Genomic DNA, 13149 nt, shown 5'->3' on the forward strand with positions numbered 1-13149 from the left:
TGCTATCCCACGGCTACAGAATGCTGAGATTCCGCGAATTCTGGCAAGCCATTCGCGACGCAGAGAAAACCGCTTCTCAGCGCTTCTTCATCCAGGCGCCGATCCGCGTCACCGCCTCCTCGCATTCGCCGAGCGAGCCGGCGAAGGAGAGCCTGATCGTACGGGCACCTCGCGCCTCGTCGAAATCGAGCCCGGGCGTGATCGCGACGCTGGCTTCCTCGAGGACGCTGCGGCAGAAGGCCATCGAGTCGTTCGAGTACCGGCCGATGTCGAGATAGATATAGAATGCGCCGTCGACGGGCAGGAAATCGCCCAGCCCGATCTCCGGCAGGGCCTTGAGCAGGAAGGCGCGGTTCTGAGCATAGCCCGCCTTGATCGCCTCGCATTCCTCCGTCGCATCGAAGGCAGCCTCGCCCGCCACCTGGCTGAGATAGGGCACCGAGATCGAGAAATTCTGCTGCAGGCGCTCGATCGTACGCACCAGCCGCTGCGGCACGACGAGCCAGCCGACGCGCCAGCCGGTCATGCAGTAGTACTTGGAGAAGGAGTTGACGATGATCGCGTCCGGATCGGCCGCCAGCGCCGTCGTCGCCGGGGTTTCGTAGGTCAGGCCGTGATAGATCTCGTCGGAGATGTACCAGAGCCCGAGCCTGCGGCAGCAGGCGGCGACATCGGTGATGGCCTCCGGCGCCATCACCACGCCGGTCGGGTTCGCCGGGCTCATCGTCAGCACGCCGGCGAGTGGCTTCTCGCGATGGGCACGCTCGATCAGGTCCGGCGTCAGCGCGAAACGCGTCTCGGGGCCGACCTCGATCGCGACCGGCTCCAGCCCGAGCGCGATCAGGATATTGCGATAGGCCGGATAGCCCGGCGCCGTGATCGCGATGCGCGAACCCGGCTGGAAACAGGCGAGGAAGGCGAGGATGAAGCCGCCGGACGAGCCTGTCGTGACGACGACGCGCTCGGCCGCCACCTCCACGCCATAAGCGTCACGATAATGACGCGCGATGCGATCCCTCAGCGAATCCGTGCCGAGCGCCTGCGTGTACCCGATCCTGCCGTGCTCCAGTGCGCGGGCTGCCGCGGCGCGGATCGAGGCGGGCGTCGGCGCCGAGGGCTGGCCGACCTCCATATGCACGACCGAGCCGCCGCGGCGCTCGATGGCCGCCGCCTGGTTCATCACGTCCATGACGATGAAGGGCGCGACGCGCTCGGCACGCTCGGCCAGAGCGGGCAAGGCGGCGGGCGCAATCAAGGGCTTCTGCATCGGCTTGTCCGGTTTCGCGAAGAGGCCCGTTCGCGTAGCCGAGCCTGTGGCGGCCTGCAACCATCGGCCGCATCCGTTGGCAGAGCTGTGATTTGACCTTCGCCCCCCGAACACCCACAAGCTCGCGGCTGGAAGCGCTGCTTCGGTCGCGGTTTGCCGCCCGGCGGCTTTGAAAAGGATGACGAGATGGCTTTCCCGACCCTCACCAGCCTGGCGCGTGCCTGCCTGCGGCCTGCCGCCGTTGCGCTCGGCCTGTGGCTCGCGGCCTCCGCCGCGCCGGCCCTGGCGCAGGGCCAGCCGCTCTCGCCGGAGCAGCGCAAGGCGGTGACCGACCTGATCCGCGAGACGATCCTGAAGAACCCCGAGATCATCCAGGACGCCCTGATCGAGCTGGAGCGCCGCAACACGGTCGCCCAGGCCGATGCCCAGCGCAACGCGGTCGCCGCCGAGAAGGCCCGCATCACCGATCCCGCGACCTCGGTCATCATCGGCAACCCCGATGGCGACATCACCCTCGTCGAGTTCATGGATTACAATTGCGGCTACTGCAAAAGGGCGATGGAGGACGTGACCGCGCTCTCCAAGGCCGACCCGAAGCTGCGCGTCGTGCTCAAGGACTTCCCGATCCTCGGGCCTGATTCGGTCGAGGCCAGCCGCGTCGCCGTCGCCGCCAAGAACCAGCTGCAGGGCGCGAAATATTTCGAGTTCCACAACAAGCTGATGGCCGTGAAGGGCAAGGTCAACGCCGCCAAGGCGCTCGACATCGCCAAGGAAGCCGGCGCCGACATCGCCCAGCTGAAGAAGGACATGGAGGCCCCGGCCACCAAGGCCGCGATCGAGGACACCGTCGCGCTCGGCGACCGTCTCGGCCTGACCGGCACGCCGGCCTTCATCATCGGCGACGAGATCGTCTTCGGCGCCGTCGGCCAGGCTGCCCTCAAGGCAAAGATCGATTCGGTGCGCCGCTGCGGCAAGACCGACTGCGCCGGCTGAACCATCGTTTCCATATGCCCAACCGGGCCGGCAGGGTGCTTCAGGCTTCCCCTGCCGGCCTTCAACGTTTAAGAGGGCGGCTCCTGCCGCCCACGCGCGGTGCCGGAATCAACGCCCTCGATGGTCGCCGTCCACGTCCTGAACGGACCCAATCTCAACCTGCTCGGAACGCGCGAGCCCGGAACCTATGGCGCGGTCACCTTGGCCGGCGTCGAGGAACGCCTGCGCCGCAAGGCCGAGGCTGCGGGCGTCGACCTCACCTTCCGCCAGACCAATTTCGAAGGCGAGCTCGTCACCTTCATCCAGCAGGCGGGCCTGGCCGGCGCCGGCATCATCATCAATGCGGGCGCCTATACCCACACCTCGGTGGCCCTGCGCGATGCGATCAAGGGCGTCGATGCGCTGGCGATCGAGGTCCATATCTCGAACGTGCATGCGCGCGAGGAATTCCGGCACCATTCCTACATGGCACCGGTCTGCGTGGGCGTGATCTGCGGCTTCGGCGTCGCGAGCTATGATCTGGCTCTCGACGCGATCGTGCCGCTGCTGGAAAAGCGGGCGGCCAAGGCCGCCTGAACCCTTTTGAACGGGAGCGCGGCCCGATCGTCGCCTCCATCCGAATATCCGAAGAAGACGGTGATACCCGCCATGGCGACCAAGAGCCCGATCGACCCCGAACTTGTCCGCGAGCTCGCCGAGCTCCTGAACCAGACCGATCTCACCGAGATCGAGGTCGAGAAGGGCGACCTGCGCGTCCGCGTCGCCCGCAACATCTCGACGACCGTCCAGGTCCCCGCCGCGGCGCCGATGGTCGCGATGCCGGCCCCGGTCGCCGCAGCCGCCGCTGCGCCCGTCGAGGCCAAGCCGACCGCCGCCCATCCCGGCGCCGTGCCTTCCCCGATGGTCGGCACCGCCTATCGCCGCCCCTCGCCCGATGCCAAGCCCTTCGTCGAGATCGGCAGCGTCGTGAAGCAGGGTGAGCGCATCCTGCTCGTCGAGGCGATGAAGACCTTCAACGACATCGTCGCGCCCCGCGCCGGCAAGGTCACGGCCATCATGGTCGAGGACGGCCAGCCGGTGGAATACGGCGAGCCGCTGCTGGTGATCGAGTGAGCGCGGCGCCTCGCGCTGCCGGGTCCGATTTGGGTTTCAAGATGTTCGACAAGATCCTGATCGCCAATCGTGGAGAGATCGCGCTGCGCGTGCTGCGTGCCGCCAAGGAGCTCGGCATCGCGACCGTCGCGGTGCACTCCACGGCCGACGCCAACGCCATGCATGTGCGCCTCGCCGACGAGAGCGTCTGCATCGGGCCGCCGCCGGCTCGCGAGAGCTATCTCAACATCCCCGCCCTGATCGCCGCCTGCGAGATCACCGGCGCCGATGCGGTCCATCCCGGCTACGGCTTCCTCTCCGAGAACGCCCGCTTCGCTGACATCCTCGACCGCCACAACATCACCTTCATCGGCCCCAAGGCCGAGCATATCCGCTCGATGGGCGACAAGATCGAGGCCAAGCGCACCGCCAAGCGCCTCGGTATCCCCTGCGTGCCGGGTTCCGAGGGCGGCGTCGCCGACGAGGCCGAGGCCATGCGGATCATCCGCGAGATCGGCCTGCCCGTGATCATCAAGGCCGCTTCCGGCGGCGGCGGCAAGGGCATGAAGGTGGTGCGCAACGAGGAGGAGGTTCCCGTCCTGCTCGCCACCGCCCGCAGCGAGGCCAAGGCCAATTTCGGTGACGACGCGGTCTATATCGAGAAGTACCTCGAGAAGCCGCGCCATATCGAGATCCAGGTGCTCGGCGACGGCCGCGGCAACGCCATCCATCTCGGCGAGCGCGACTGCTCGCTGCAGCGCCGCCACCAGAAGGTCTGGGAAGAAGGCCCCTCGCCCGCCCTCAACGCCGGCGAGCGTGACCGGATCGGCGAGATCTGCGCCAAGGCGATGCGCGAGCTGCAATATCGCGGCGCCGGCACGATCGAGTTCCTCTACGAGGACGGCGAGTTCTACTTCATCGAGATGAACACCCGCATCCAGGTCGAGCATCCGGTCACCGAGATGATCACCGGGATCGACCTCGTCAACGAGCAGATCCGCATCGCCGCGGGCGCGCCGCTCTCGCTCAAGCAGTCCGACATCATCATCGAGGGCCATGCCATCGAGTGCCGGGTCAATGCCGAGCATCACGCGACCTTCCGCCCCTCGCCCGGCAAGATCGCCTCGTTCCACACGCCGGGCGGCCTCGGCGTGCGCGTCGATTCGGCGGCCTATCAGGGTTACACGATCCCGCCGCATTACGATTCGCTCGTCGGCAAGCTGATCGTCCATGGCCGCAACCGCGACGAATGCCTGATGCGCCTGCGCCGCTCGCTCGACGAGTTCGTCGTCGACGGCGTCGACACGACGCTGCCGCTGTTCCGCACGCTGGTGCGCAACCAGGACATCCTCAACGGCGACTACAACATCCACTGGCTCGAGAAATTCCTCGCCGCCGGCGGCATGGGCGAGCCGGAGGCCTGAGGCTTCGGCAGCTCCCGAAACGAAAAAGCCCCTCGCGATGCGAGGGGCTTTTTTCTTGTCCGCTGCAATGGGCAGCTCGTTCTCAGATCGTCTCCAGCAGGCCCTTCATCAGCGACTGGCGCGGTGCGATCGAGGAGATGAGCCCGTATTCCTGCAAGGTATGCGCGCCGTCGCCGTCGATGCCGAGCCCGTCGAGGGTGGGCACGCCGAGCGCCGCGGTGAAATTGCCGTCCGAGCCGCCACCCGTCATCGGGCAGTCCTGCAGGTCGAAGCCGACATCGGCCGCAACCTTGCGCGCGAGTTCGAACAAGGCGGCCACCTCCGCCGACTTCTCATAAGGCGGCCGGTTCATGCCGCCGGTGATGCGCAGCGCGACATCGGGATCATGCGGCTTCAGGCTGAGGATGCGGTTCTCCATCATCGTGCCGTCGGCGAGCGTGGTGACGCGGCAATCGACACTGAACCAGGCATGCTGCGGAATGACGTTCGCCGCCGTGCCGCCGCCGACCAGCGCGACGCTGGTGGTGATGCCGCGCGCATAGTCGGTCATGCCCTCGATCGCGAGGATCTGGTGCGCCGCCTCGCGGATGGCGCTGCGCCCGTCGGCATGTTTCGAACCGGCATGGGCCGGACGGCCCTCCAAGCGGACGTCGAAACGGCCGACACCCTTGCGCGCGGTCACGATCTTGCCGCCCTGCCGGGCCGGCTCGGTGACGAGCACCGCCTTCGATCCCTTGCCGATCTCCTCGATCAGCGCGCGGCTGGTCGGCGAGCCGATCTCCTCGTCCGGCGTGAACAGGAAGACCATCGGCCGCTTGGCCGAACCTGCCACCGCGACCTGCTTGAAGGCCTGCAGGGCGAGCCAGGCACCGCCCTTCATGTCGTAGACGCCGGGGCCATAGAGCCGGTCGCCTTCGATCCTGACAGGCAATTCCCTGGCGCTGGTGCCGACCGGGTGCACCGTGTCGAGATGCGACATCACGGCGACGCCAGGCTGGCCGTTGTCGAGCCCGGCACGCAGCATCACCATGTCGCCGAGCCCGTCACGGCCGGGAATGCGCTCGACCGCGATCGGCAGGCCGGCGACCTCCTTCTGGACGAGGTCCATCATGCCGTTCAATCCGGCGGGATGACTGGTGGGGCTCTCAAGCGCGACCCAGACGGAGAGCGCGGCGGCGGCTTCTTGCTGATTCATGGCGCGATGTTCTCCGAAGAAGGCGGTACCGTGCAAGGCAGGCTGCATGCGCCCTATGCAGGGCAGCAGCGCAACCGATATTCGTGTCACGAACGAAAGCGAGCGGAGTTGTGCCCCATGAACGATGGCTGACGACGTTTCTGTGAAGCGTTTCGCATCGACGGTGAATTCTGCTCTTGCCAAGCCGGATCGCATTGATTAGACCCCGGCTCACCAACGCGGCGCTGCACGAAGCGCCCTGTCGTTGGGGGATCGTCTAACGGTAGGACCCCAGACTCTGACTCTGGTTGTCTAGGTTCGAATCCTAGTCCCCCAGCCACTTCCCTAAGTGGTTGATTTTAAAGAGAAATTCAAAAGCGCCGTAACAGCCGTCCGTAACAGTTGGACGTAGCGCGGCCCGGCTGTCGCGGTTTCGCTTGCGACATACTCCCTCCCCTGTAAATTCCAGTCGCTCGTGCGGGGGACTAAAGCGATGCCGTTTTCGACTTTAACTGATCCTGTCGATCTCGCGCGGGCTCAAGCGGCTCTAGAATCAGTTTGGGCTGAGGTGCAGGACGGGGTGCCAGCGGATCGCGTGGCATCCGAACGCATCCGGCTTTCTTACATCATCGCGAACCTCGCCCCGGTCGCTCTCGATGAGGACGAACTTGTGCAAAAGGCGCTGGACCGTTTCCGCACCACTCCCTGAAGCGCCTTGACTCGCACTCGGCTTTTGTTCCTATTTTGTTCTCATAACGAGGACAGAAGTCATGTCAGCGCAGCCGGCCGAGATTGACGACGACAAGGACGCCCTTGAGTGGGAACTGATCGAACTGGTTGAAGAGCATGGCAGCGAGCGTGCGGCGCTTCGGGCGCTTTTGCACGACTTCCATGTGCTGCTTGCCGATGCCGACAAGGCAGTCTCGCGCGGTTTCGTCCGTGGCGTGTTCTCGGAGGGCGCTAGGGCGCCCCACGTTGTCGGGGAGGATCAGTGATGGTCCAGCGGACGAAGCGGTCCCTGCCCCTCGGCAAGATTGAAGAGATGCAGCGCGAGGTAAAGGACTTCGAATGGAAGGTGCGGAGGTGGGCGGCCGAAGTGCCTATCGCGAGCAGCGTCTATCTCGCACTCGATCCACTCAATCACTCACTTCAGTTGATGACGCGCGTCTTGAACGGCGAAAGAGATGGCAGCGGGTTTGAGCGGCGCTATGGGGAGGGAGGCCTTGAGTAGGCCAAGGAACTCCCTGCGAAATCGCTGGGGATAGCTGACTTAGGATCTACGATTAAGTAGCTGCTAGCGTAGATTCAGCTTCATCGGTCGGGGCGAAAGGGCTTTGTATGAACGATATCGTTCCAACCCAATCTGGCCAAGGTATCGGTCCTTGGCTTGGGGAATGGATTGCAAATGGCAAGCTTCCCGGTGCCGTAAAGGCCATCGCGCATGTTGTTGGCGCAACAGGCAACTTGCTAGCGGCCGGAATTGATATCGGCAAAGCGAAGGCTGACCAAATCTCGCAAGGAATTAAGGACGAGACCGAAGCTCGCTCGGTAATGAAAGCAGCGTTGGCACGTCAAGCATCGGAAATGCTTCCCGAACATAAGGAGTTTGCCCATCGCGCTATGCAGCGCTGGTTTGCAGACGAGTTACGGAAGCAATCAAATCGGGAAGCTGTCGCTGAGCTTGCCGCTGAATCGATTGCGAGCGCCCCACCTGAGCAAATCGATCAAGAGCCAAGTGAAGATTGGCTAAATGTCTTCAGTGAGCATGCCGAAAAAGCATCTACAGATAGAGTAAGAACCTTGCTTGGAAAGATACTTGCGGGAGAAATTAGAAAGCCCGGAGAATTTCCTATATCTGCACTGCGGATTCTTGCTTCAACTGATGCGGAAGGCATGATTCTATTCAGTAAAATTTGCTCTGTCACTTCGGAGGCAGGCTATATCATTAGGACGGAATTTTTTAATTCTGGAATTGGATTGGATGATGTCCACGATCTTGAGGCCTATGGCCTTGTTCAGGCCGGCCCTCTTCTAAGTAGAGTTTTTGATTACCAGAAAGGAGACAAATCATTTCTTGTGTATAGTGGCTATTGCATTGCAATAGATGCACTTGTTGATTTCAGAGAGAATATGCCATCTGTATTTCTTACTAAAGCTGGAATGGCTATATATAGGATTATGGACATAGCTCCAGATACAGATGGCGTAAGAGCAGCAGCCGAATTCATTGAAAATAAACTACGTGGAAAAGCTGAAGTGAGCTTTTGTAGTATTCACGAGAGGCGTATACTGGATAGCGTCAAAATCGGGTAATCAGAGAGGCCCGCCGATGTGCACCGGCGGGCTCCATGTCGTAGATCGCCCTGGCCTGCCGGCCGCTATTCGGCCGTCTCGGCATTGAGGGCAGCTCGCATCATCAACAAGAGCTGCCCCTTCGTCGCGTTGTGCAGGCCTCCGCATTCGCTGAGATATTCGCCAATGTGAGCAGCGGTCGGTTCGGCAGCAAGCAGCCCGGCGTCGTCAGCGGGATACTTCGCTGCGGCTTCGGCGACCATCTGGCGAACGGCAGGGTTCAAAGCCATCATTCGCCTTCCTTCAGGTCCGCAGCGATCCAGCCGCGCGCGATGTCGCGCGCCACGAACAGGTTCGCTTCGTCGCTATCGCTAGCCTGAGCCTTTTTCGTCCGCTCGCCATATCGGACTACGATCATCTGACCGTCGCGCTGCCAAGACGCGATGATCTCGCCATATGGCGTCTTCATCTTGAAATGGTTCATTTTCGCTCCTGTGCTGACAGGGGCGTCAGCCTTGGAGCTTATAGCCAAGTCGCGATAGCGAACGCAGTAGATTGCTGACACGCTCCTGCGATTCGCCCTTATTCAAGCCCGCGCGCCCGGCGCCGCTGGCGCTCTTCCAGCCGATCCTCAAGGCACATGATCGGCCAGATATCGGCGTCGCCTAGAATCTCGATGATGGTGCTGCGGAGATCGTAACCGGGATCGACGTGCGCCATTGCGAGGCGGTCAACCAGCGTGCGGTGCGTTTGGTCGGCGAGGTAGGAAGCGTGATTGATCGGGCTCATAGGCTTGTCTCTGGCGCCAGTGATTTGGCAGCCAAAGACTCGCACGGAGGGAACCACTCCGCAATAGCCGCGTATGAAAATTAGCAAATAAAAACAATAACTTAAGTAAGTTCTTACTTACTTTTTTCGCCACGAAAAACCCCTCGCGAGCTTGACCATCGCGAGGGGTTCAATCCGCCATTGCCGGTGAGGACCGGCAATCTGTCTTGGCGGAGTGCCAGCCTCGGCGTTTGAGGGGTGAGGCTGGCGATAACGTTATAGCGCATTCGCCGGTGCGACTGCTGGTGATCGTCAAAACTTTCCGAAGCCCTCGGGCTGGGCTGGCTCGGGCTGGGCCTCCGCCTTCTTCTTCCTGCGCTCGTAACTCGCCTTCGCCCGGTCCCTCGCGGCCTGCTTGTCGGCCTCGATCTGCTCCGGGGTGCTCCGCGCCTCCCGGCGCACGCGCTCGCCCTTCGACTTCGCGGCCTTCTTCTCGGCGCGGCGCTCCGGGGTCTGGCCGCGCTCATAATCGCGAATGGGACGGCCAGCGCTGGCCGCATACGCAATTCGGGAAGCCTCGTTGTTCGCGTCCTTGGTGCCACGCGCCTTGGCGGCTTCGTAAGTGTCCGGGTTGGCGAGGTAAGAACGATGGCGCGCCATTGCCGCGTCAATCGCCGCCTTGAAGCGCCCGGCGGCATGGGAAGCGGCAGCTATCGACTCAGGCTCGTCAAGCTCCGCTGGCTGGGATTCAGGGGCGGCGTCAGGCTGTTCGGCTGGCACCTCAATCGCATCGATCTCCGCAATAATGTCGTTCGGGTCTGCGCGACCAGCATGTTGCGGCCCGGATTCATTCCACATATAATAAACCTATCGCATGGTGAGCGGTGACGGCTGGCAGCCGGAAGAATTCGAAGGCTCCAACGTTCCAGCGTTGGGGCCTTTTCTTTTGTCAGGCCAGCGCCTTTTCGATCTGTCCAACAAGGTCTTCGGCGAGATCAACCGGGAAGCTCGGCGAGTTGTCTAACTTCTGTGCGCCGGTGCCGTAGAACGGGAGCATCAGGCGGATACCTGGTCCCTTCTTCACGACACCGTAGGGGACGGCAGCGAACGGCTCGATGGTGCCGGCGCCGGTGTCGATAGCCGCGCGCAGCGAAGTAACAACCTTCCCCGCCATGTCACGGTCGAGCGCGACAGGCTCGGCGCCGTCGATGGCTATAGTGATGCCGCCTTCCACCTTGCCGATGACGATGCCAGGGATGTCGGCGGGGATCACGCCATTCTCAACGCAAGAGCGAAGCCACTGGCTGATGACGCCGGCAGAAGTCGTATCGATGGCTTCAGCGACGGCCTTCAACTGGGCGAGCCGGCGAGGATCAAGGCGAACGGTGTTTGCGGTCGGAGAATAATGGGCGGTCATGAGTGTCCCTGCTGATTGATGCATCAACATTAACATATACACAAGAGAATATCAATGGCCTCGCAGAATGTCTGCGAGGCCAATTTCCCTTATGTGCTATGAAACAGATTATGAAATACAAGAAGAGGTATATTACCCAAGAAATTGGCCTCGCAGAATTTTGGCCTGAATGATGCGTCGAACACTCGCGCCTACGGCGCTCGCCTGCGCGGCCTTCGGCCTTGCCCGGCCGCTGGCGCGTCCGGAAGGTTCATCCATTTTCTATCCGCAGGAACTCCTCCGGTAGCCGAAGGCGTAGGGTGTGCGGCACCAGATATCCCGTCACCGGATGGAGAGGGCTCCGGTCCGGTCGCTCCGCTCCCGGCCGTCACATATCTCATGGCCGAACGGGACCGTTCCGCCCGGAAGCGTTTAGAGAGTCACCAGCGGGCGCTAGCTTCCGGCCGCCCCTCTGCCACCTGCGCGCGCACGGAGGCGAGTCCTGGGTCTTCCCAAAGACAGCACGGGCCTATCGCGAACGGGTGTTGGCGAAGTTCCCCGGCCGGGTCTGCTTTCTCATCTCATCGGCTACTACCGACCGCATCGTCACCTCAAGTTGTCGCTGCATACGCTTGGCCAAATCGCCGTTCTGCTCCGGTGTGCCGGAAGAGCCGTTGACCGTGATCGGCGCCGAGATGCTGATGGCCTGCACCGGCGCGGCACTGGCGCCTGTAAGTTCCGGCTGGCGAATGGCCGGCGCGCTGCCGACATAGCCGCCGTCCGCGAAGCCGCGCAGGGCTCCCCGGTGCATGGCCTCAAGGTTCTGGACGCCGATGCGGCGGGTCGCGGCCTTGGACATGACGAACTCGCCACGGTGGACGATGCCGGCCGGCTGATACTTCCCGCCGGGCCCGGTGTAACCGCCATCGGCGAAGCCGAAGAGCTTCGGCAGGAAGCCGAACAAGCCGCCGACCGCGCCGTCAGCGCCCTTCGTTCCGAACAGTCCGGCGAGCGGGCCGCTGCCCATAAGCATGGCCTGAAGGGCAGCCTTCAACAGCGCCTTGCCAAGCTGCTGCACAACCTCAGTCGCGTTCTTGCCCTCCACAACCACGTCGATGAAAGAATCGGTGAGCTCGGTCGCGAATAACTTCTGCGCGTCACGGACGCCGTCCATCGCCTCCTTCAGGTCTTCGACCTTCAGCTTCGCGTTGGCATAGCCCTGCGCGGCTTGATCGATCTTCGTCCGCATTTCGTCGGTGACGGTGAGGCCATCGCGCTTCGCGGCCTGCTCAAGCTGAAGGGCGATCTTCGACCGCTCGACTTCCTCGCGGCCCTTGCCGACCATCTGGGCCTCAAGACGCAGGGCTTCGGTGCGGCGCTGGATCGCTTCAAGGTCGCGGTCAAAGCGGCTCTGCTTCTCAGCACCGGAGCCGCCGCCACCACCGCCGCCCTTACCGTCCTCACCGGGGACGGCGTAGTTCTTGAGCGAAACCGGCTTGATATCGCTACCGGCGCCCTTCGGCCGCGCGGGCGGCAGGGTCGTCGTGGTGAGGCGGTTCGAATAGTCGATTTCGGACTGGCGGAAGCCGGCGACGGCCTGCCGGGCGGCAGACTGGGCAGCGGCATCCACGGCAGCCCGCTCGGAGGCCAGCTTTTCGCGGCCACCGGCATTCGCAAGCCCCATCTCGCGGGCCTGCGCCACGCGGGCGGCGCGCTCATCCTGATAAGTCAGCGCGGCGGCGCGCTGGGCGCCGGCATGGGCCTTCGCAAGCTCGCCGACCTTGGCGATAAGCGCCTGCACACCGTTGACGGCGCCGGCAGCGGCCGTGCCGATCCCGCCGATGCTCCCGGCGAGGCCATCAATCGCACCGGCAAGGGCCTGGCTCGCGCCAGTCGCCCGGTCGAACTCGCCAACGGCCTTCGTCATCTCGTTCTGGAAACGCTGCGTCGCCTGCTCGGTCGTCGTCATGGCGCCGGCCAACTGATCCTCGAGAACGGACGACCCAGCGAGGATCGCGCGGAAGAATGCTTCGCTCGAGACCTTGCCGTCCTTCACAAGGGCCGTGAGCTTCGCCACGTCGCCACCCGCTTCGACCAGCCCGGAAGCGGCGGCCTGCAAGAGCGGCCGCATGCCGTCCAGAAGCGAATTGTATTCCTCTGCCTGAATCTTCCCGCCCGCGAGGGCCTGTCCGAGCTGAAGCAAGGCGCCCTGCGCCTCCTTCGCGGACGTTCCGGACACACGAAGGGCCTGTGCGGTGATATCCGTGACCTGCATGACTTCCTGCGAGGAAGCCTTCAACGTGGTCTGGGCAGCAGAGACGCGGCCAAAGAGCGTCGCGAGGGAGTCGAGCGGTGCGGCATTGCGCTGGGCGCTGGCAAACAGCTTATCGAAGGTGCCGGAAAGGTCGGCGTCCTTCACGCCGGCCACCTTCAGCGTGTTCATGACCTTGGTGTATTCGTCGGCGGTCTTCCGAAGCTCGTTCAAGCCGATGCCGGCCGTGATCGCAGCGAACGCCGCGCCGACCTTGCCGGCCGCTGCCCTGCCGAAGCCCTCCAAGCTGCGCGTCATGGCGTTGCTGCTGGTCGCCATGGCGTTTTCGAGGTTACGGCCAGCCCGGCGCGCCCGGCGTTCGATGCCGGTGAAGTTGTCGTTCGCGCTGCGCTGGGCGCGCGCCATGTTCTTTTCGAAGTCCCGGATGCGGGCTTCAAGGGCGACGACAAGCTGTTCGGCGGCTTCGGCCAT

16 protein-coding genes and 1 tRNA gene are annotated in these 13149 nt (G+C 63.5%); 9 read left to right on the forward strand and 8 right to left on the reverse strand.

Annotation, left to right across the window (positions count from 1 at the left end):
- Positions 1-76: 76 nt before the first annotated feature.
- The gene (locus WFK61_RS18095) at positions 77-1267 is read right to left on the reverse strand and encodes a pyridoxal phosphate-dependent aminotransferase (protein ID WP_336813472.1); all 1191 of its coding nucleotides are present in this window, start codon (positions 1265-1267) and stop codon (positions 77-79) included.
- Between the two features lie 186 nt (positions 1268-1453).
- Between WFK61_RS18095 and WFK61_RS18100 the strand changes: the two genes are divergently transcribed.
- From WFK61_RS18100 to accC, 4 genes are all read left to right on the forward strand, one after another.
- Positions 1454-2260 (forward strand): DsbA family protein, encoded by an 807-nt coding sequence (locus WFK61_RS18100; RefSeq protein WP_336813473.1) that lies wholly within the window; start codon positions 1454-1456, stop codon positions 2258-2260.
- 120 nt (positions 2261-2380) lie between these two features.
- Positions 2381-2836 (forward strand): type II 3-dehydroquinate dehydratase, encoded by a 456-nt coding sequence (gene aroQ, locus WFK61_RS18105; protein WP_336813474.1) that lies wholly within the window; start codon positions 2381-2383, stop codon positions 2834-2836.
- Between the two features lie 72 nt (positions 2837-2908).
- Positions 2909-3373: an acetyl-CoA carboxylase biotin carboxyl carrier protein gene (gene accB, locus WFK61_RS18110; protein ID WP_336813475.1), complete on the forward strand. Its 465-nt coding sequence runs from the start codon at positions 2909-2911 to the stop codon at positions 3371-3373.
- 41 nt (positions 3374-3414) lie between these two features.
- Positions 3415-4776, forward strand: a complete 1362-nt coding sequence (gene accC / locus WFK61_RS18115; RefSeq protein ID WP_336813476.1) for an acetyl-CoA carboxylase biotin carboxylase subunit — start codon at positions 3415-3417, stop codon at positions 4774-4776.
- An 82-nt stretch (positions 4777-4858) separates the two neighbouring features.
- On the opposite strand, the gene WFK61_RS18120 is transcribed toward accC, so the two are convergent.
- Entirely contained in the window at positions 4859-5971 is a 1113-nt protein-coding gene (locus WFK61_RS18120) for a M20 family metallopeptidase (RefSeq protein ID WP_336813477.1), read from the reverse strand.
- Positions 5972-6216: 245 nt separating this feature from the next.
- Between WFK61_RS18120 and WFK61_RS18125 the strand changes: the two genes are divergently transcribed.
- The 5 genes from WFK61_RS18125 to WFK61_RS18145 all read left to right on the forward strand — a co-directional run bounded on the left by WFK61_RS18125 (position 6217) and on the right by WFK61_RS18145 (position 8263).
- A tRNA-Gln gene (locus WFK61_RS18125) sits at positions 6217-6290 on the forward strand.
- 153 nt (positions 6291-6443) lie between these two features.
- Entirely contained in the window at positions 6444-6659 is a 216-nt protein-coding gene (locus tag WFK61_RS18130; protein WP_336813478.1) for a hypothetical protein, read from the forward strand.
- A 61-nt stretch (positions 6660-6720) separates the two neighbouring features.
- On the forward strand, positions 6721-6945 hold the full coding sequence (locus WFK61_RS18135) for a hypothetical protein (protein ID WP_336813479.1): 225 nt from the start codon (positions 6721-6723) through the stop codon (positions 6943-6945).
- Positions 6945-7181, forward strand: coding sequence for a hypothetical protein (locus WFK61_RS18140; protein WP_336813480.1), 237 nt, complete (start codon positions 6945-6947; stop codon positions 7179-7181). Before WFK61_RS18135 ends, WFK61_RS18140 begins: the two co-directional genes overlap by 1 nt.
- 107 nt (positions 7182-7288) lie before the next feature.
- A complete protein-coding gene (locus WFK61_RS18145; RefSeq protein WP_336813481.1) occupies positions 7289-8263 on the forward strand; it encodes a DUF2806 domain-containing protein in 975 nt (324 codons plus the stop codon).
- A gap of 65 nt (positions 8264-8328) precedes the next feature.
- Here the strand turns inward: WFK61_RS18145 and WFK61_RS18150 are convergent, their stop codons facing one another.
- The 6 genes from WFK61_RS18150 to WFK61_RS18175 form a co-directional block, all read right to left on the reverse strand.
- Complete coding sequence (locus WFK61_RS18150; protein WP_336813482.1) at positions 8329-8535, reverse strand: hypothetical protein; 207 nt, start codon at positions 8533-8535, stop codon at positions 8329-8331.
- Entirely contained in the window at positions 8532-8726 is a 195-nt protein-coding gene (locus WFK61_RS18155; RefSeq protein WP_336813483.1) for a hypothetical protein, read from the reverse strand. The genes WFK61_RS18150 and WFK61_RS18155 overlap by 4 nt, the downstream gene beginning before the upstream one ends.
- Positions 8727-8824: 98 nt before the next feature.
- The gene (locus WFK61_RS18160; protein ID WP_336813484.1) at positions 8825-9031 is read right to left on the reverse strand and encodes a hypothetical protein; all 207 of its coding nucleotides are present in this window, start codon (positions 9029-9031) and stop codon (positions 8825-8827) included.
- A gap of 291 nt (positions 9032-9322) precedes the next feature.
- Entirely contained in the window at positions 9323-9868 is a 546-nt protein-coding gene (locus WFK61_RS18165) for a hypothetical protein (RefSeq protein ID WP_336813485.1), read from the reverse strand.
- Between the two features lie 91 nt (positions 9869-9959).
- The gene (locus tag WFK61_RS18170) at positions 9960-10427 is read right to left on the reverse strand and encodes a hypothetical protein (RefSeq protein ID WP_336813486.1); all 468 of its coding nucleotides are present in this window, start codon (positions 10425-10427) and stop codon (positions 9960-9962) included.
- Positions 10428-10935: 508 nt separating this feature from the next.
- Positions 10936-13149 carry a tape measure protein gene (locus WFK61_RS18175; RefSeq protein ID WP_336813487.1) on the reverse strand — a complete coding sequence of 738 codons (2214 nt, stop codon included), beginning with the start codon at positions 13147-13149 and terminating at the stop codon, positions 10936-10938.

Origin of the sequence: Allobosea sp. MMO-172 (assembly GCF_037147855.1) — a bacterium.
Taxonomy (GTDB): domain Bacteria; phylum Pseudomonadota; class Alphaproteobacteria; order Rhizobiales; family Beijerinckiaceae; genus Allobosea.